This is a genomic window from Microbulbifer maximicatervae (SeqCode), from assembly GCF_052467615.1.
In genome coordinates this window covers 1,455,903-1,474,078 of the sequence record NZ_CP174319.1, presented here as the reverse complement: position 1 = coordinate 1,474,078, position 18,176 = coordinate 1,455,903, and the positions used below count along the sequence as shown (strand labels likewise).

17 protein-coding genes are annotated in these 18,176 nt (G+C 45.9%); 5 read left to right on the top strand and 12 right to left on the bottom strand.

The annotated features are described in order from the left end of the window. Window positions 1-47: 47 nt before the first annotated feature. Window positions 48-2,036, top strand: coding sequence for a hypothetical protein (locus ACJJIM_RS06715; protein ID WP_444912760.1), 1,989 nt, complete (start codon window positions 48-50; stop codon window positions 2,034-2,036). 191 nt (window positions 2,037-2,227) lie between these two features. Here the strand turns inward: ACJJIM_RS06715 and ACJJIM_RS06710 are convergent, their stop codons facing one another. Genes ACJJIM_RS06710 through ACJJIM_RS06700 form a run of 3 tightly spaced genes read right to left on the bottom strand, consistent with a single transcriptional unit; the run spans window position 2,228 to window position 4,975 of the window. Then, window positions 2,228-2,848 (bottom strand): response regulator, encoded by a 621-nt coding sequence (locus ACJJIM_RS06710; protein WP_444912759.1) that lies wholly within the window; start codon window positions 2,846-2,848, stop codon window positions 2,228-2,230. Window position 2,849: 1 nt separating this feature from the next. Next, window positions 2,850-3,950 carry a sensor histidine kinase gene (locus ACJJIM_RS06705; RefSeq protein ID WP_444912758.1) on the bottom strand — a complete coding sequence of 367 codons (1,101 nt, stop codon included), beginning with the start codon at window positions 3,948-3,950 and terminating at the stop codon, window positions 2,850-2,852. Beyond that, a complete protein-coding gene (locus tag ACJJIM_RS06700) occupies window positions 3,950-4,975 on the bottom strand; it encodes an alpha/beta fold hydrolase (protein ID WP_444912757.1) in 1,026 nt (341 codons plus the stop codon). The genes ACJJIM_RS06705 and ACJJIM_RS06700 overlap by 1 nt, the downstream gene beginning before the upstream one ends. Window positions 4,976-5,611: 636 nt before the next feature. Here ACJJIM_RS06700 and ACJJIM_RS06695 point away from each other — a divergent pair. Together ACJJIM_RS06695 and ACJJIM_RS06690 are read left to right on the top strand one after the other, a co-directional pair. Beyond that, entirely contained in the window at window positions 5,612-6,154 is a 543-nt protein-coding gene (locus ACJJIM_RS06695) for a hypothetical protein (RefSeq protein ID WP_444912756.1), read from the top strand. Beyond that, entirely contained in the window at window positions 6,151-8,106 is a 1,956-nt protein-coding gene (locus ACJJIM_RS06690) for an alpha/beta hydrolase family protein (protein WP_444912755.1), read from the top strand. Before ACJJIM_RS06695 ends, ACJJIM_RS06690 begins: the two co-directional genes overlap by 4 nt. Window positions 8,107-8,552: 446 nt before the next feature. On the opposite strand, the gene ahr is transcribed toward ACJJIM_RS06690, so the two are convergent. The 9 genes from ahr to ACJJIM_RS06645 form a co-directional block, all read right to left on the bottom strand. Further along, window positions 8,553-9,572: an NADPH-dependent aldehyde reductase Ahr gene (gene ahr / locus ACJJIM_RS06685; RefSeq protein WP_444905634.1), complete on the bottom strand. Its 1,020-nt coding sequence runs from the start codon at window positions 9,570-9,572 to the stop codon at window positions 8,553-8,555. Between the two features lie 553 nt (window positions 9,573-10,125). After that, window positions 10,126-10,521 (bottom strand): glycine zipper family protein, encoded by a 396-nt coding sequence (locus ACJJIM_RS06680; protein ID WP_444896834.1) that lies wholly within the window; start codon window positions 10,519-10,521, stop codon window positions 10,126-10,128. A gap of 177 nt (window positions 10,522-10,698) precedes the next feature. Continuing rightward, complete coding sequence (locus tag ACJJIM_RS06675; RefSeq protein WP_444912754.1) at window positions 10,699-11,433, bottom strand: hypothetical protein; 735 nt, start codon at window positions 11,431-11,433, stop codon at window positions 10,699-10,701. Next, window positions 11,426-11,941 (bottom strand): DUF2878 domain-containing protein, encoded by a 516-nt coding sequence (locus tag ACJJIM_RS06670; protein WP_444912753.1) that lies wholly within the window; start codon window positions 11,939-11,941, stop codon window positions 11,426-11,428. The genes ACJJIM_RS06675 and ACJJIM_RS06670 overlap by 8 nt, the downstream gene beginning before the upstream one ends. 137 nt (window positions 11,942-12,078) lie before the next feature. After that, on the bottom strand, window positions 12,079-13,347 hold the full coding sequence (locus ACJJIM_RS06665; RefSeq protein ID WP_444912752.1) for a class I SAM-dependent methyltransferase: 1,269 nt from the start codon (window positions 13,345-13,347) through the stop codon (window positions 12,079-12,081). Then, a complete protein-coding gene (locus ACJJIM_RS06660; protein ID WP_444912751.1) occupies window positions 13,344-14,141 on the bottom strand; it encodes a DUF1365 domain-containing protein in 798 nt (265 codons plus the stop codon). Before ACJJIM_RS06660 ends, ACJJIM_RS06665 begins: the two co-directional genes overlap by 4 nt. Window positions 14,142-14,154: 13 nt before the next feature. Beyond that, window positions 14,155-15,405, bottom strand: coding sequence for an NAD(P)/FAD-dependent oxidoreductase (locus ACJJIM_RS06655; protein ID WP_444912750.1), 1,251 nt, complete (start codon window positions 15,403-15,405; stop codon window positions 14,155-14,157). Further along, the gene (locus tag ACJJIM_RS06650) at window positions 15,405-16,184 is read right to left on the bottom strand and encodes an SDR family NAD(P)-dependent oxidoreductase (RefSeq protein WP_444912749.1); all 780 of its coding nucleotides are present in this window, start codon (window positions 16,182-16,184) and stop codon (window positions 15,405-15,407) included. The genes ACJJIM_RS06655 and ACJJIM_RS06650 overlap by 1 nt, the downstream gene beginning before the upstream one ends. Next, entirely contained in the window at window positions 16,185-16,613 is a 429-nt protein-coding gene (locus ACJJIM_RS06645) for a nuclear transport factor 2 family protein (RefSeq protein ID WP_413665319.1), read from the bottom strand. It abuts the gene before it with no gap. Between the two features lie 254 nt (window positions 16,614-16,867). Here ACJJIM_RS06645 and ACJJIM_RS06640 point away from each other — a divergent pair, with 254 nt between their 5' ends. Continuing rightward, window positions 16,868-17,482, top strand: a complete 615-nt coding sequence (locus ACJJIM_RS06640) for a sigma-70 family RNA polymerase sigma factor (protein WP_444912748.1) — start codon at window positions 16,868-16,870, stop codon at window positions 17,480-17,482. Window positions 17,483-17,489: 7 nt separating this feature from the next. Beyond that, complete coding sequence (locus tag ACJJIM_RS06635) at window positions 17,490-18,161, top strand: ChrR family anti-sigma-E factor (protein WP_444912747.1); 672 nt, start codon at window positions 17,490-17,492, stop codon at window positions 18,159-18,161. Window positions 18,162-18,176: the final 15 nt, after the last annotated feature.

The window sequence follows — 18,176 nt, the reverse complement described above, 5'->3', positions numbered from 1 at the left end:
ATTTAAATGCTAGAAGGTTAACCTTTGCTGTTAATGGGGAAGTATGTATGAAAGTGAATTCTCAAAAATTAATTATATGCCTTGCAGTTACCGCTCTCCTCTCTGGATGCGGAGGTGGTTCTGGAAGTGACAAGTCAGCGAACAGTAATTCTGGAAGCGGACCGGTTAGTGGAGGTGGGAGTGGCTCCGGAAATGGGTCAGGAAATGGCTCCGGGAGTGGATCTGGAGATGGAGATGGAGATGGAGATGGAGATGGAGATGGAGATACCACTACACCTCCAACGGACGACCCCGATGCTGGCAGCTCGCGCTTCACAGTTAACTTTACACCTTTAAGCGGCAGTACTATTGGCAAAGATAAGGAAATCTATTTAGATTTTAGCGAAGCTATTCTAATCGACAACATTGTCATATCTGGGAGCATGGGAGAGGCCGGTGAACTTTCTCAACTCGATGAAGATACGCTTATATTGCATCCCAGGGGAGACTGGACCAACTCTTCGAACTACTCCCTAACAGTCAACGCCAGAGATGATTCCGGCTATGATATCGAAGCGCTAACCGCCACCTACTATATTGATACGCTCTCCCCTTCCATTACTAACTTCGAGCCAGATATCACTCGCCTGGAGAAAGATGACACGATCAATGTCCTCTTCTCTGAGACCATGGATATCGAGAGCCTTGCCCTATCTGGTACTCTCGTAGAAGATGGCTATACAATCAACTGGTCAAAAACAAATATACCCAATGATACCTTAACGATTAGTCCTGTAGATGGCTGGAAATCAGCTCAAGATCGTAGCATTCAGATTGATATAGACGATCTTGTAGGGATTCCATTGATCACTTATGAGAATAGCTTTACTGTTCCCTTTTACTTTGAGAATTTTGATCCCGCACAGGTCGTTATAGGGCAAGATAACTTCTCCAGCACAGATTTGGGAATAAATGCTAAAAATTTTGCCTTTCAGCCATCCGGTGATGTCAGCATCGATGATGAGGGGAAACTATTTATATCAGATACTTCATCCAATCGCGTCTTAGTTTTTAATTCAATTCCTATTACAAATGGCTCACCTGCAAATGCAGTAATAGGCAAGGACGGACTGGACACTTTGGCTTTATCAAATCCGGAACAGGAATTATTCGGTCCCTCAGACATTAGTTTTGACGGAGAACACCTGCTAATTTCTCAATACCGGGAAAGGCATATTTCTATTTACGATAGTGTGGTATCCGGAGCAGGAGCAGCGCCTACACTGACTTTAAATATTGGAGATTATGACATCTCCCCCTGTAAAAGTCTGGCACTTTGGATAAACTGGGGAGCTACCGTTGCTGATAGCAAAATAATGGTTACTGATGCAGCCAATTCCAGGGTGTTAATATGGAGCCAAATTCCTGAAAATAGTTATGCCTCCCCGGATCTCCTTGTTGGTCAGTCAGGGTTAGAAAACTGTGATCCAAACGATGTAGACCAAAGTGGCATATCATATCAACTATCAGCAAGCACCCTATACACTCCAACAGATGTTTGGAGTGACGGAGAAAAGCTGGCCATTATTGACAGTGGAAATAACCGAATTCTTCTTTGGAATAATTTTCCTACCAGCAGTTTTGCCCCTGCTGATGTTGTTCTCGGACAACCCTCATTCAGCGAAAGAAATATTGAACTACCCGATGTGGACGGTATTGAATGGCCTGTAAATAGTAAGACCCTAAATCGCCCAGAAACTGGCATCTGGTCAAATGGCATTCAACTCTTTGTTGCCGACGCAAAGAACAATAGAGTTTTGGTTTGGAATAATTGGCCAACCAGTAATTTCGCTCCAGCAGACACAGTGTTAGGACAAGCTGACTTTGTAAGCTTCAAGCCAAATGATGCCAACCAAAACGGTATTAGCTATCCTGATGAACCTGAATCACCTACAGCTTCGACTTTAAAGGAGCCAACAGGAATTTTTGGCTATAAAGATAACTTATTTGTTACTGATTCTGGCAATCATCGAATTCTGATCTTTAAATCTAAATAAAAACATCACTTGATAAATGGCTGTATAATTCGCAAGGAATATGTACGGCCATTCTTCAATTTATATTTTAAAAAGCTAACTCTGCCTATATAAGTATCTTAAACATATATACGATATAGAAAAAACATAAAAAAACCAAGCTAAGCGCTTACCATCGCCCATTTTATAGTAGTGGATCAATCGACTTTTAGTTATTCAGCAGGCTCTATCCAACCATAGTTTTGAGCCAAGCGTGCCGCTTCAACTCTATTACTGACATTCATTTTTTGGCAGCTGCTATGGATATAATTTCGAATGGTACCTGGGGAGAGTGAAACTTCTCGTGCAATATCCTCAGTGGTTTTCCCGGTATAAACGAGCTGGAGAATCCTCTGTTCCTTAGCGGAGAGCGGATTGTCCCCACATTTGAGTGCTTGCTGCACTAATTCAGGAGCTACCACGGTTTTACCTACTGAAACTTGACGAATACAGCTTGCAAGCTGGCTCGGCGGAGCATCTTTAAGAAGGTAGCCGTTAACCCCTGCATTGAGTGCGCGACGAATATAGCCACTCCTTGAGAAAGTTGTCAGCATCACAACCTTGGGAGGATTTATAAGGCGCTGTAATTGTTCTGCGAGCTCAAGACCTGTCATCCCAGGCATTTCTATATCACTAACTACCAAATCCGGCCTGCAATTATCGCAAATCTCAAGGGCCTCTCTCCCATTGCTCGCAGTTGCGACGACCCGAATATCTTTCTCCAAGTCAAGTAGTGCTCTCAATGCACCGAGCACCATCGCTTGATCTTCAACTAAAAGCACTTTAATCATCATTTTATACAACTACTTCTTTGAGGGGAATTGTGGCGTAAATATGACAACCACCCTGGAATTGAATTTTCAAACTGCCTCCAAGATGGTTCCAGCGATCGCTCATACCACTGAGGCCATGGCCCATAGATACCTTTCCCGCAGCCTTTCCATTGTCACAAATATGTAAAGAGAGTAGTTGCTTATCAAGCCACAGCGAAACTTTACACATGCTCGCTTGGCTGTGACGTAGAATATTTGTGGTGGCTTCGCGAATAGTCATTGCCAACGTATTGTCAACCTGAAGGGGTATTTCTGTGGCCTCGATATCATGTATAAAGGTTATATTCACTGACTCCAGCGCAAATTTTGAACTCGCCAGCTCATTGACCAATGAGCTGCTTTTATAATTCGATACCGTTTCTCGAACCTCGGTAATCGCTGTTCTAGAGATTTTTTTAATATCAAGAATATGCTGCAGTGCCGTTGCTGGATCAACTTCGAGAAGCCGTTCTGCAAGCTCCGCCTTTAAAGTGATACTCGTGAGACTCTGACCGAGCGAATCGTGCAAGTCTTGTGCAATACGTTCACGCTCGGATGTCTTTGCCATAGAGGAAATTTCCTTTTGGCTCTGTTTAATAACCAGGTTAGATAAGTACTTTCTCAGTTGAAATAGAAAGTTCAGGCCGTTGATAGCTGTAAAAAATAGTCCCGTCAAAACAGCATATAGTGATTGTCCAGTTAAGTAGGCAGTACTCAAATAAGAAGAAGTAACAACAAACAGTAAAATAATGGATGCATAGAGTTGCCTGTACGCTGAGCAAGCTGCAGCTGCAAAGGCAAAGAAACCGATACCGGCAAGTGAATAGAAAGAAGTGATAACACCTAAAAGGTTTAACACCAGGACAATACCAATAACTTTGGTTCCTTTGCACCAAAATACGAGGAAGAACAAGGGAAAGAGAAGCAAGTGGCAAATCACTACCACCCCAAAAGCAACTTCACTAAAAGTGTGAAAAATAAAGGGCAAGTATATAAGGATCTGAAAATAAGGTACTAAGTTCAGAGCACCTCTCAGATTCTCGGGGAAACTATAGAACCTTTGTAAATAGTGATATGCCGACATTAGTTATTAGCTTCCAAAAATTGTACTCCATGCTCCATCCATTCTTTCACATATACAGGTGCCATGGCATGGCCCATGCCTTCAACCCACAACGTTTTAGCACCAGGAATGCGAGCTGCATACTTTTTGGCTTGAGCAATACTTAACAGGGGATCTCTATCACCGTGAATAACCATAGTGGGGACCTCTAAGCCCTCCAATCGCTCTAATCGCGAGCCAGAAAGAGAGATTGCTGTAAATTGCTGAACTGGCAGATTATGATCAAATCCTTGCCTATGACGTAGTTCGTAGAGAGTGGTGTGTGCAATATGTTCAACATCAAAGCCTCCCTGCCCCTGAAGACTGTGATAAGTACTTACCATCAACTTAGCCATTCCCTCATCGGAGCCACTGAGTCCATAGCGAAGAAATAGCCGAAGCATATTGTATCTGAAGGTTTTTCCCTGGGGTAACTCGGGGTCGTCTAGAAAACCTGAGGACATGATTGAAGTAAGGCTTTTCAAGCGATTGGGGTATTGCAGGGCCATTTCTTGCGCAATCATCCCTCCCATTGAGGCGCCCATAACATGAACTTGCTTAATCCCCAGGGAGTCCATAACCGCAAGGTTATCGCGCATCATGTCAGAAAGGTCGTAAGCAGTCTCCTTAGTCCAGTTGGTAACCCAACTCGAGGCACCGCAGCCACGATGATCGGTGAGTAGTACTTGATAGCCAGCAGCTAAGAGTGGCTCATAGACTTCAGATGGCCAATACAAAGAAGAAGAGCCCATACCGTTTATCAATAACACTGTGCCACGAACAGGTATCCCCTCTGGGCTTTTTAGCTGATACCAAATTTTAAGGCTCCCTGAGTGAACATATCCGCTCTGACCTGAGATCAGTTCAGGTAGTGGTTTCTCAAGACTCAGATTTAGCTGTTTCTGGATATCCTTGGGCAGCGGGGGCGTTGTAAGGACCCAAATAGTACAGACCACCACCAGAAGGAATACTATCGCGCCAACGATTAAAGAAACTTTCTTGATCAATGTAAGCCTCCATAAACACCGTAACACCGGTGCAGAAATAATATTTATATGTAATATCAGGCAATAGTGAGATCTGGGTAAGTCATTTCTGTCATCAAATCCATATGACATTTGTCATCTTTTGCCAATGATTAAGCAGTCTAGCCACAACTACTGGATAGTAAATGTACATATATTAAATTCAAGCCTCCGGCAAGGGATGCTAAGGGCCAATAATGCATAAAATTACCTTGCATATCCCCCTCAAACTTTTATTTATATTGTCTTCTGCGAAAGTTTTTTTAAATATAATACCTATAGAGGGATAGCCAGAAATAAAAACAAGAATATATATAACCAACGCCCAACACCTGACCCCATGAATACTATTTAGACTAAGAAGTACAATTTTTTGATAGACGCATTAGAGAAAACAGCACTAGATAATCACTAGAACCAGCAGCTCCATTTACCACACCCTTCACATTAATGGTACGAACGTGCACCTTAGGCAATAGATGGTCAGTACTTACCCACATCTTTGACCAACCAAACAGCAACAAAATAATTAAAACACTGTAGCTCAAAGGAAGATTTTACGAGAAAATACCATCAATGGACATCATCAACACATAAGAAACGGAGATTAATACAGCAGTGAAAAAAGTAGTTTGCTATTTTTTATTTCACCTTATTAGCTACAACTGTCTAGCAGAAGACAAAGATATGATCCCCCCTCTCTCCCCTGGGGAGGGTTATGCTATTTTACCATTATCAATACATGGAACCCCACCTAAATCGGTAAAACTACAAGATCCAAAATCATTCGGGAAAAGCTATATCTTCAAAAGCCCCGCAACAGGAAATAACTTCAAGATTATAAAATTACCCGCCGGAAACTATAGGTGGACAAAAGTTATTGCAAACAGGAGCTACCTCTTCAACCTAAAAGAGAAACAATTCGACCTGATCATACATGAAGGCGCTATAAACTATGGAGGACATCTTACTATAGATATAAATTGGACATTCGGAACAGCTACATTTGATTACCTTAACCGGAGCTCCGAAACGATAGAAGAGTTAGAGAGCTGCTGCCAAAAACTCCTAGAGCAGCACCCACTCACATTCACAGGAAACACAAAAGATCCGTTTATTAAGTTCTACCTGGAAACCATTCAGATGGATTCAACCAAATGAAAGAGTTATTGTTTACACTTTCCGTTCTAATGTCATCGCTCGTACTTGCAGGATTGTCAGAAGATAGTAAAGCCTCTCCGGAAAAAACTCTTGAGATCGCAAAAAAATTCTTTAAGGCAAGCCAAGTCACAAAAATTAAAGTCTCCCCCAACGGAGAGAATGTTGCAATCATGAGGAATTCCGGAGAGACAATACAAATCTCGCTCCTAAATACAAATTCCTTCAAAGAAAAGCTAATCCTTCAGTATGCTACTAATGACTCCCTGGAGGTTATTGATTTTAATTGGATAGATGATAACTCTATCCTTAGCGACACATTTACAAAAGGAAAGGGTTGGGATTTATTCTTAAGTAAGTTAACCTTCAATAATTCACAAGTAGTATCCGTTGAAAATAGGCGATTTCTTGAAAACGCCTTTTTGGTAGATCCCCTCCCAGACTCTGAAAATCAATTTCTAATCGCAAAATGGAGAAACGAAAAAACTGGTATATACAAAATTGATATCTCAGAAAAAAATTTTCATAGACAATTACGAAAAGAGTTTAGATTAAACAGGAGGGGGCCAGATACACCATACTGGCTAACTAATGCGAAAGGGCGGTTGTCTATTGGATATTCACTCAACAAAGCGGATTCAAAAAATGAAATTTGGGCCCGGCGCCCTAATGGAAGAAAGTGGGAAATTATATGGGAAGGGCCGGAGGATACAACTTTCACTCCCGTACTAATATCTGAGAATGGCAAAATACTACATGTCCTTTCAAACGAGAAAGATAACTTCATTAGTTTATATAGATACAGCATCCCAGAGAAAAGGTATCTTGATAAAATATATGGGCACCCAAATACAGATATTAACTCTGCAATCATAAGCCCAAACAAGGATGGTATATTGGGTGTTTCCTTTATTGAGAGTGGTTTCCATAAACATGAGTACTTGATGGAGGTAGAAGCCGTTCTTAAGGGGGAACTAGAACTTTCAGTTGAAGAATCGAAAGCTTATATTGTTGATTTTAACCAAGATAAAACTATCGCGGTAGTTCAAACTTCTAGTGCTACCGACCCAGGCTCTTATCACCTGCTAAATAGAAAATCTAATGAGCTAATTAAGTTTGCATCTATAGCTCCATGGCTCAAAGAATTTAAACTCTCCGAAACTCAAATAATAAAGTCAACATCAATTGACGGGCAGATTATTGAATCATACTTGACATTACCAACCTCAGATGGCACAACTCGACCACCATTGATCGTATTACCGCATGGCGGACCGATTTCAATAAGAGATACCAGGCATTTTAATGCCCATACTCAATACCTGGCCACACTAGGTTACGCAGTACTACAACCTAACTATCGAGGCTCTTCCGGATACGGAAAGAAATTTGAAAATCAAGGGATGCGTCAATGGGGACGCCTAATCGAGAATGACATTTATTCAAGTGTCGAAGAGGTTATCAACCAAAAGCTGGTGGAACCAAGTAAAATTTGTATTTATGGAATTAGCTATGGAGGTTATTCAGCTCTAATTTCTGCTATTAATCGTCCAGACCTATTTAAGTGCGCTGCTTCCTACGCTGGAGTTACCGACTTACCATTGCTTTTTAGCAATAACGATTTAACTGGAGACGAAAGACGAAATAACTTCATCGAAAAAATTATTGGTGACCCTGATACCGACATAGATACACTTATGGAGTACTCTCCTGTTTATCAAGCTCACAGGGTAAAAATACCAATATTTATAGCACAGGGTAAAAAGGATAAAGTTGTTGACCAGGAACACTTTAACAGAATAAAAAAAATTCTTGATGCTCACGATATAAATTACGATAGCATGCTACTAGAGGATGAAGGTCATGGCTTTCATTACCTTAAAAGCACAACTTCTTTTTACACCAAATTAGATTCATTTTTTCGAGAATCACTTCAGCTTGAGCCCTTACAGTAGCAGCCCAACTTAGCAATGATAGCCTGGCACCCCGCTCCGGGCTATCACTAAGCACAGAGCAATAATAACAAAAAACAACATCAACCTAACACACCAAATCAGCTCAACAAAACACAGAAATCAACCATAACTATCTACAATCACACACCAATCGTAGAATCTCTAAAATTAATAAATTTAAAAATATAGAAAAACACAATTAACCCAACCTTTTATACTCAACGACATCCACTCACTGAGTATTTGCACGCCCCAACGCACATTTTCATAAAGCTCAACTAAAGATAAGAAATAGTAGATGATTGAGTTCAAAATAGAAAATTTTACACCATTAAGTCACCCAGGGTGGCCAACCCTAAGATACTAATTGATGCAATTTTTTAAGCTGTAGACATAAAAAAAACACACTTCGCTCTTAACAGCACCACAGTACGTCAATTCTGTTTCTACCCTTCCTGCGACAAAACAATCCGATACTTAGCCTTACCAGATTTCAAATGCTCAAATGCCGCTTCTATCTGGCTCATTGGGAAAATCTCTATCTCAGGTTTAATCTTATGATGCGCCACAAACTCAAGCATAGTTTCGATGGTACCAGGGCTGCCGACTGGAGATGCTGAAATTGAGCGCTGCCCAAATAACAAGGGGAATAGAGTAAATTGGATTGGGTTAGTTACAGCTCCAACAAAGTGTAAACGCCCTTTTGGTTTCAAAGCCTGGATATACAAATCCCAATCAAGACTGACATTCACAGTCGACAGAATAAAATCAAAGCTCATTGCCGCTGCTTGAATCTCTGCGGGATCACGGGAGTTCAGTGTTTTATGAGCACCCAGAGCTAAGGCTTCTTTACGTTTTTCCTCGCTGGATGTAAACGCGGTAACTTCACAGCCCCAGGCATGGAAAAACTTCAAGGCAAGATGGCCCAAGCCACCAATACCAATCACTGCCACTTTGTCAGTGGGTTTGATATCAAATTGGACCAATGGATTGAATACGGTAATACCCGCACATAAAAGGGGGCCGGCTGATGCATAATCCACACCATCAGGGATAACAACCAGGCTACTCATGTCCGCCCTGGCTTTATCGGCAAAGCCTCCATTGGTGAGTATGGTGAACTTTGCCTCTCTACATAAGTTGAGGTCACCAATTCGGCAAGTATGGCATGTTTCACAGTAGCCTGAATTCCACCCCAACCCAACCACCGTGCCCTTTTTAAGGTGCGCTACTTGCTCCCCCATCGCGGTGACACGGCCGATGACTTCGTGACCGGCAACCATAGGGTACTGTCCAATACCCCATTCATTTTCAATCATGCTCAAGTCACTATGACAGATGCCACAGTACATGATTTCCAGTTCAACCTCTGTTGCACCCAACTCTCCTGCTGCAATTTGGTAGGTCTTAAATGGACCGCCGGCCTCTAAGACTGCATAGGCATTAATAGTTGATGCAGTAGACATGGCGGGCTCCTTGAAGAAAAGGAAATCACAAATGACCTTAAAAGTTTAGACGCCATTCAGCTGTAGACTTTATTGCACCCTTACAATTTTATTTTCTAGAAACTAGTGGCCCTACTATCCAGGGAGCCTCTGAATAATTCCGTGATGCCTCTGGCATGCAGAGCGGTTCACAATCAAGGCGCGACTTCGCAGGAATGTCTAGACCTTTCAAGAAGTTGCAACGCGGAGTGTGAATCGCTCTGCATGCCCCGAAGGGCGGGCCTTGAAGGCCGCAGCTGTTGCGTTGCAGCTCTTGCAAAGGGCTACGGCCATTCGCGGTGAGCTGCGCCTAACATCTGCAGCCTTCAAGACCCGCAGAAGCATTACGGAATTATTCAGAGGCTCCCTAGCACAGAAATTAAAAGTGTTAACCGGGAGAAAGTAAAAGATTGAAATTAAAGCTGTAAAACAGAAAAAAGGCCGAGGGGACTTCCCCCGGCCAGTGCCAAGTCCTGTGAGGTTGCTGAATAGCAGAGGACTGATGAGAAATTGGACCGCAGTTTTACGCAGAAGATCAATTCAACACTCGATATCCGCGACCAACCAGGCAATTCTTGATGATGTAGGTTGCCTCAGAGCTCGCACTACCCGCCCCTGACAAGCCCCCAACAAGCGCGCCGGCACCAGCTCCGGCTACCGCAGCACGCCCGCTGTCACCGACTATTGCACCGAGCGCACCACCTACTACAGCACCACCCGCAGCACCGGCAGCTGTTCTGCGCCCTTGGTCACTGTACGTGGAGTAAGCGATTCCCTTGCACTCTGCAAGGTCCGCTTGATACTGATTCATATTAACGCCCCAGGTATCGATAACGATTCCACCGGCACCGGGAACCTGCTCTGGCTGATTCGCACAGCCGTAAAGCAGCGACATCATAATTCCAGCAGTTGCAGAAATAGCAGTCTTCATCAAACACCCCATATCGCTTTCGCCACAGGATAGTGAGCTTGTCACGCTTTTCTTCTTTAGGTTTAGCTGCTGGTAGAACTTGGCGCCAGTCCGGCGCCTAAAAATGAATGACCCGCTGGGCAACAAATCCAACAGGCGTAAATAGTGTTGTAGCTATTAGCGGAGGGCTCTTTCTATCTATGGATCTGCAGGCTGGGTTCCTACAGGCAGAATTGAATATTGGTAAAACACTTCTAATTCTTGAGATTTCGCTTGTGGATCGAGGATATTTACTATGCCCTTAAAACTCTTTAATCGCCGACTCTCTGTATCGTAAGTGAGATTTAAGTCCTCTACGAAAAGGCGGATAAGAGGCTGGGAAACATCTACTCGTATACAAGTATTTTCACCTGCCGCTTGATTACAGGATACTGCCTTAGCGCGCAGCTTTATCGATCGACCATGCAGTGGCGAAGCAAAATTGAATTTAAGAGTTTTTCCTGAAGACAATAAGTCCCAGTGGTCACGCACATAAGTATCAAAGCCTGCATCAACTACATCAACACTTCTTGCCTCTCGCAAACTTACTTTCCAGGCTTCGCCCTCGTTGGCTCTGTAGCGCATCATCCACTGGCCGTCATCCCAAAGGACTTCACGGACTTCGCCGTGCCTCCGATCTATTTGAGTGACGCTAGGTAAGGCACTGCGACCAGCTGCGGGGCCATTTCGCTCTCGAAGAGTTTTCTCTGCTATCAAATCACCCTGGGGTGCATAGTAGAAAACAGTTATTTCGCCATTATCTTGCGAAGTATAATATTCGCAGTACTGCAACTGTTGATTATCCGGATCATAGGCCAAACCTTTGACCAGGAAAGGCCCTTCATAGTGACAGTTAGTTCCGGCAATAGCCGACATCGCAATAAATTCAAGCATTGCTCACCTCTTTTTGACAAATCTTTCTTGCCAAATAGGCAAACAACGGCAGGATGCAGGCCCAAATTACACTTAATGTTCCCAGGGATTGCCACAAGGGCCTGTGCAATTCCACAGTGCCATTTAGGAATGCACCGGTAAAGTAACTAAATGGTCCGAAAAAACCACCCAGGATTACCGCCAACCATAGATTTTTCTGTAAGAAAACCAAACTGTATCGTAAGGTCATGGCAAAGTTCAACCACAGGCAGATCAGCCATAAGGGAGGCCAGGAGGAGCCGCTGTCATTTCGCATCACCCCCAAATGAAACAAGATAGAGTCTATAGACACACCAAAGATAAACACCCCCGCTAACCAAAGCGGTTCCCTGGGCAAATTGGCGATATAGCGCAGATGTACAAAAAGGTTCAACAGAGTAAAGGGTACCACCAACCACACCTTGGCCACTATGACGCACAGTGGCCAAGCGATATCGAAGAGTAAGGCATTAGCGACAAAACGCCACATGCAGGAGAGCCTCTGGTTGATTCCGTAATAATCTTGGATTGCAAACTCTTAAAAGGTTTAAACAACCCCCTGAAATCACGCCTTGATCCTGAGCCATTCTGAAAGCCAAACACATCACAACAGTAACCGGAGAGACTTTAGAAATTACCCAGAAACCGAGGTTTGGCGAACACAAATTGGGCGGTACCAATCACTCGTTGCAAAAACCCCCCTTCGCAATAGCATAAATAGAATTCCCACATACGGATAAAGCGCTCATCAAAACCTAACTCGCGCACTTTGGAAATTCGCTCAAAAAATGCTTTGCGCCAGTCACTTAACGTGCGGGCGTAATGGGCGGTGATGTCTTCGAGCCCAACAATTTGCATATCTGTTGAATTGGCAATATGGTCCGCGATAACCTGATTAGATGGCAGGCAGCCACCGGGGAAAATATATCGCTGAATGAAGTCGACCTCTTTGCGATACTCGTGGTAGCGCTGGTCGCGAATGGTGATTGCCTGCATCACCATCAGGCCATCCTCTTTGAGTAATTCGCTACAACCGGCGAAGAAGGTCTTGTGAAATTCGTGACCTACCGCTTCCACCATTTCAATCGATACAATTTTATCGTACTGACCTTTCAGGTCCCGATAGTCTTGTAATAGCAGGGTCACCTGCTCCTCTAACCCTTCGTGCTTCACCCATTGGCGGGCATAGTCATATTGCTCTTGGGAAATAGTAGTGGTTGTTACTTTACAGCCATAGTACTTGGCAGCATGAATGGCCATCCCCCCCCAACCAGTACCAATCTCAAGGAGGTGATCGGAGGGTTTTAACTTTAACTTTCGACAGATCAGTTCCAGTTTGTGATTAGAGGCTTCAAACAGGGTTGCGTTTTCAGACGGGTAGACCGCAGATGAATACAGCATGGTCCTGTCTAAAAATAACCGGAAAAATTCATTGCCCAGGTCATAGTGTGCAGAAATATTCTTGCGTGAGCCATTGCGGTTATTCGCATTCAACTGATGTAACCAGCGCAGGCCTAACCGGGGTAAATAACTCCAACGACTATCGATACCTTCCACCAATTCCATGTTGTCAACCATCAGGCGAATCAGGTCCACAGTATTGGTTGAAGTCCAGGCGCCCTGCATAAAGGCTTCTCCAGAACCAATGGTTCCATTTAAAAGCACCTGTATATAGCTGGATGGATCGTGTACGCAAATATGTGCCGAGATCTCTGCTTCTTCTGGCCTCTGGCCAAAATGGTAACACTGCTCCCCCTCTTCAATTAGCAAGTGGCCACGATCAATACCCTTGAGTTTTTCCAACACCAGCTTGCGCGCCAGGCGAACTGGCCAGGACTGTGCCGATACTTCTGATTTTGACGACGAAGCCTGATCAACTTCCTGAACTGCTCTCATAGTTGTTTATCTCCTGCCTGAACCTCAGCGTCGTCGCGAGGATGCGAAAATACCGGAATACGCTTGACCCATAATTTCAGTGCCTGCCAATAAATGGCGGCTATAACTTTTACGGTCATCAAGGGATACTGGATCAATATTGAATTAAGTGATCGGCCGCTAATTTCGCAACGCTGTAAACTCAGGGTTGCATCAAACATTGGGCGAGTGCCATCTTCTGTATCCGCAGCACTCGCATCAAAATTTTGCAGGTAGGCTGTCAGCTTTTCCCCAGGTTTTGTCCCCCTCCATCGATACCCTTGGGCCATGGGCATAAAAGGCGAGACATGAAACGTTTTTGCGAAGGTCGCTTTTTGCAACTTGGTATTATTACGGCAATCCAAAACATAGCTGTGACGCTCTTTCCAGGGTGTGTTGTGTACATCCAGGAGCAGCCAATCCACATTCTGGCCCTCAGCATCGAAACAATAGTAAACACTGAGTGGATTCATGTTGTAGCCAAAGTAGCGCCAATTGGCCAGCAAGCGAATTGGTCCCACAGGCTGCTCTCCCGCTTCCTCCTCCACCCGCTGTCGAACCGCCTCATCAAGACTGAGGGATTCATCGCCAAAAAAATCACTGCGACAAAACCTTGCAGGTGCCCGCCGCTGGGAGGACCAAAGAGGTGAGAGCTGGCAAATGGCTTCCACCTCTGCCAGATCGACGTACATCATAAAAACCTGGTAGCGAAACTGATGAGCTCTGGGCGCAAAGCGCCGGTGTTCCAACCACCCGGTATAAATCGCACTTTCCATGATACCGGCCTCCTTACCAGTCAACACCCAACCCCCGAGCCACTCGCAACGCACTCGTTACACCATCTTCATGAAATCCATTTGCCCAATAAGCACCGCAGAACCAGGTGCGGTTAACACCATTAATACTATCCCACTGCTGTTGCGCTCGTGTTCCGGCCACAGAGAACTGGGGATGGGAGTATTCAAAACGACCGAGCACAGACTTGGGATCGATACGCTCTTCGGCATTCAGAGTGACACAATAGGTTTTCTCGGTATTCAAGCCCTGAAGTATATTCATGTTGTATGTCAAAACAGGCAGTGCATCCTGTTCACTGCGCAATTGGTAATTCCAACTCGACCAACTACGACGGTGACGGGGTAGCAAGGTGCAGTCTGTATGCAGGACCACGGCATTTTTTGCATAGGGTATAGCCCCCAGGATTTTTTGCTCACTGCCGCTGGGGTCGGTCAAACATTGAAGGGCCTGATCGGAATGGCAAGCGAAAACAACGGCATCAAATTCCAGATTTTCCCCGGCTGCGGTGCGAACATTCACACCTTCTCGACAGCGTTGCACGGCCTCAATGGGCGTAGATAAGCGAATTTTATCTGCGAAAGATTGTATTAACGGATCAATATATTCACGCGACCCACCCTTAATCACTCGCCACTGCGGGCGACGCACCAGGTTGAGCAGGCCGTGATTGACAAAGAAGCGGACAAAGAAACTAACAGAAAACTCCAGCATTTGCGCCACACTGGCAGACCAGATAGCAGAGCCCATAGGTACCAAATAGCGATTGGCGAATTCCGCGGAGTAACCGTTCGCAGGTAGATACTCACCCAGGGTCAATGTCTCGCCCAGCCTCCCCTCCTGCCAGTCGCGGAGGGCATTACGATTAAAGCGCACAATGTCCCAGAGCATACGCCAGTGCCCAGCGCTGACGATGTTCGAGCGCTGTGCAAACAGGCTGTTGAGATTGTTACCCGCATATTCAAACCCCTCCTGATCGCAGCGCACACTAAAGCCCATGGAGGTGGGTTGGGATTGAACTCCCAGCTCTTTAAGCAAGCGAATAAAATTCGGATAGGTCCAGTCGTTGTAAACAATAAAGCCGGTATCCACTGCTAACCGGCGCCCCCCATCATCAATATCAACCGTAGCGGTATGCCCTCCCAGGCGCGCCTGTGCTTCAAACAGGGTGACATCGTACTTTCGATTCAATAGATAAGCGGCAGTAAGACCGGCAATGCCGCTGCCAACAATAGCGATTCGCATCAATTCTTCCTTAGAGTGCGGATTCTTGTCATTTTGGGTACGCAAAAACGGAACCAGATTGAGCTGAAAAAACCCAGAAACCGCAGAGGCCAGCTGAGCCGTTTGGGGAAATCAACTGTGCTCCCAACGCCACAGAGCCCGCGTTCAATGCGCTCGGCAGCTTGCTCTGGAGTCATTAAAAAGGGCATATCAAAATCATTGCGCTGGGTAAGGCGGGTATCGACAAACCCCGGGCGAATTTGAACTACTCGAAGTGGAGTGAGGCTGGTATCGGCGCGCACCGACTCTAAAAAATAGGCCACCGCCGCTTTGGAGCTGCCATACGCTTCGGCGCGGGGAAAAGGCACCACTGACGAGAGACTACCGAGCGCGGCAAAAACCGGAGTCCGGCTTGCGGCTAACAGTGGCTGCGCGCATTTCAAGGTATTCACCAAGGCAAAGAAGTTGCCATCAAAAACCCGCCGGTACATGGTGATATCCAATTGAAGGTCGTCGTCATATTCACAGGTACCAGCGCAAGCAATCACCATATCCAGGTGATCTGTGAAGTCCGCTAATCGCCGAGCAACTCCCGGCATTACCGCATCATCACTAAGGTCACAGTCCAATACCCTGAGGCGACTGGGGGCTATGTTCTGTAACTCCGTCAGCGCATCCAGCCTGCGACCGCTGGCAATCACAAAATTATTCTGCTCCACCAGGCGCAATGTGAGCGCGCGTCCAATACCCGAACTAGCACCTGTGATCCAGATGGTTTTATCGCGAATCCCCTGGGACACTTAGTTGCGCTCCATTCGCGACTTGATAAAACCAATGCAGGAGCCCAATACCGGCACCTGCTCATAGACCATGGCACCCATATCGTAAAAGTCCTCGTGGTAGTGAATCTTATCGGTGTAACGCAACAGGCTACAGCCACGAAGTTGTAATGGGCGTCCACCTTTGAGTGATTGGTGTCGGTAGTGCATGGTCCACGAAAGGCAGGCGCTGCCCTCGCCCACCACCGGCAGATCATCAAATTGGAAGCGGCACTGGGTAAGCCCCCTGCTCATTCCCGCAAAGTAACTCTTTAAAGCAGGCAATCCCTCTATCCGATGCAACGGGTCACAAAAAATGACATCGTCGCTATATAGTGATCCAAGGCTGCCAGTTTCCTGCATCAGGAAGTCTTTGTAGTACTCCTCTAGCTCCTCAATCAACGCGCTCATCATCGGATTCCTTACTGTTCAAGCTGCAGATAAATACGCCACACCCCATCGGTTGGATCACCGCTTAATAAAAGGTAGGCCAGGGAGATCCAGTTATGCCCCCTCTGCGTAAGTAGTTATCAGACAACTTGGAAGTCTCCCCCTGAGAGTCTGTTGCAGAGTGTGGTACACGGATGTACCACAACAGGTCTCAACACTAATTTCCACACATGCTTGATTGCGTGAGTATCGACAACGACAGAAAGACCGTTAACATGGCGCATAGCCCCCAAGCAAAAAGTGAAATACGCCCGGTGAAACTGCCACAAAGAGAGGACCAGGACTGGAGTGCCCTGCTGACGCGAGTCGGTGCGGAGCGTGATCGCCAGTCCTTTGAGCAGCTCTTTCACCACTTTGCCCCACTAATTAAGGGTTTCCATCACAGCCGCACCACTCAGGCAATTAGCGCTGAAGCCGCCGATGAGCTAGTTCAGGAAACCCTGTTTAAAGTCTGGCGCAAGGCCCCCAGCTTCGATGCTAGTAAGGCTTCTGCCAGCACCTGGATATTCACCATTATGCGCAACACTCGTATCGACATGTTGCGCCGTAACGGGCGTCATCAAAACGCCGAGATTATTGAAGCCATGGATGTTTGGGATGAAACCCCCGAACACCAACCGTTAATATTTCTACAGAGAAGACGCAACGAAAAGGAAGTTGCGGACGGCCTGCACAGCCTGCCGGCAGAACAGAGCCACGTCTTGGAAAAGGCGTATATGGAGGGAAAATCCCACAGTGAGATATCCAAGGAGCTGGAATTACCATTGGGCACGGTAAAGTCCCGCGTGCGACTGGCCCTAAAGAAGTTACAAGCGAGGTTGGCCAAGTAGGTTTAGTATGATTCGCCACCACCCCGATAAAAATTTACTCCTTGAATACGCTTCCGGCAGCCTGCCCAAAGGCGCCAGCCTGGTCGTTTCCGCCCATATACAAATGTGTGCCGAGTGTCGCGCTCAATATCAAACCATGAACACCCTGGGTGGCTCCATTCTGGAGTCCTGTGCACCACAGGCCGTAAACGATGAGGCTTTCCAACGCCTGATGGGACGTATTGATCAGGCCGCTGAACCGGAGCAACAAGTGGCTCCCGAGAGATCCAAATCCACGGAGCCCATGCTGGCGGGTGCACCGCCAGTCGTGCACAAGCTGCTGGAAAAAAATCCCCCGATCAAGTGGAAAACTATCGCGCCCGCCCTGAAAATGTGTCGACTAAAAACCGGGCAGGATCAATATGAAGTGAGCTTTCATCGCCTCAGTTGTGGCGGCAAAGTAGCAGAGCACGATCACCGGGGCTACGAACTCACCCTGGTTTTGTACGGCAGTTTCTCTGATAGCGATGGTGTTTATAGTCCTGGGGACTTTCTGTTGCGGGAACCCGGCGACGTGCACCGCCCGACGGTCACAGAAGATCAAGAGTGCCTGTGCTTCTCTGCGGTACAGGCACCGGTGGCGATTACCGGTGTCAGCGGCTGGTTGCTAAACCGCCTTATCCCGTTTCGTCCGGGCTGACACCGATTAAAAGAG

Excerpts from the sequence above, each read along its gene's own strand:
- ACJJIM_RS06635 (WP_444912747.1), top strand. The coding sequence starts at position 17,490 with ATGATTCGCCACCACCCCGATAAAAATTTACTCCTTGAATACGCTTCC.
- ACJJIM_RS06675 (WP_444912754.1), bottom strand. The coding sequence starts at position 11,433 with ATGCTTGAATTTATTGCGATGTCGGCTATTGCCGGAACTAACTGTCAC.
- ACJJIM_RS06705 (WP_444912758.1), bottom strand. The coding sequence starts at position 3,950 with ATGTCGGCATATCACTATTTACAAAGGTTCTATAGTTTCCCCGAGAAT.
- ACJJIM_RS06660 (WP_444912751.1), bottom strand. The coding sequence starts at position 14,141 with ATGGAAAGTGCGATTTATACCGGGTGGTTGGAACACCGGCGCTTTGCG.
- ahr (WP_444905634.1), bottom strand. The coding sequence starts at position 9,572 with ATGTCTACTGCATCAACTATTAATGCCTATGCAGTCTTAGAGGCCGGC.
- ACJJIM_RS06665 (WP_444912752.1), bottom strand. The coding sequence starts at position 13,347 with ATGAGAGCAGTTCAGGAAGTTGATCAGGCTTCGTCGTCAAAATCAGAA.
- ACJJIM_RS06640 (WP_444912748.1), top strand. The coding sequence starts at position 16,868 with ATGGCGCATAGCCCCCAAGCAAAAAGTGAAATACGCCCGGTGAAACTG.
- ACJJIM_RS06710 (WP_444912759.1), bottom strand. The coding sequence starts at position 2,848 with ATGATGATTAAAGTGCTTTTAGTTGAAGATCAAGCGATGGTGCTCGGT.
- ACJJIM_RS06655 (WP_444912750.1), bottom strand. The coding sequence starts at position 15,405 with ATGCGAATCGCTATTGTTGGCAGCGGCATTGCCGGTCTTACTGCCGCT.
- ACJJIM_RS06690 (WP_444912755.1), top strand. The coding sequence starts at position 6,151 with ATGAAAGAGTTATTGTTTACACTTTCCGTTCTAATGTCATCGCTCGTA.
- ACJJIM_RS06645 (WP_413665319.1), bottom strand. The coding sequence starts at position 16,613 with ATGAGCGCGTTGATTGAGGAGCTAGAGGAGTACTACAAAGACTTCCTG.
- ACJJIM_RS06670 (WP_444912753.1), bottom strand. The coding sequence starts at position 11,941 with ATGTGGCGTTTTGTCGCTAATGCCTTACTCTTCGATATCGCTTGGCCA.
- ACJJIM_RS06715 (WP_444912760.1), top strand. The coding sequence starts at position 48 with ATGAAAGTGAATTCTCAAAAATTAATTATATGCCTTGCAGTTACCGCT.
- ACJJIM_RS06680 (WP_444896834.1), bottom strand. The coding sequence starts at position 10,521 with ATGAAGACTGCTATTTCTGCAACTGCTGGAATTATGATGTCGCTGCTT.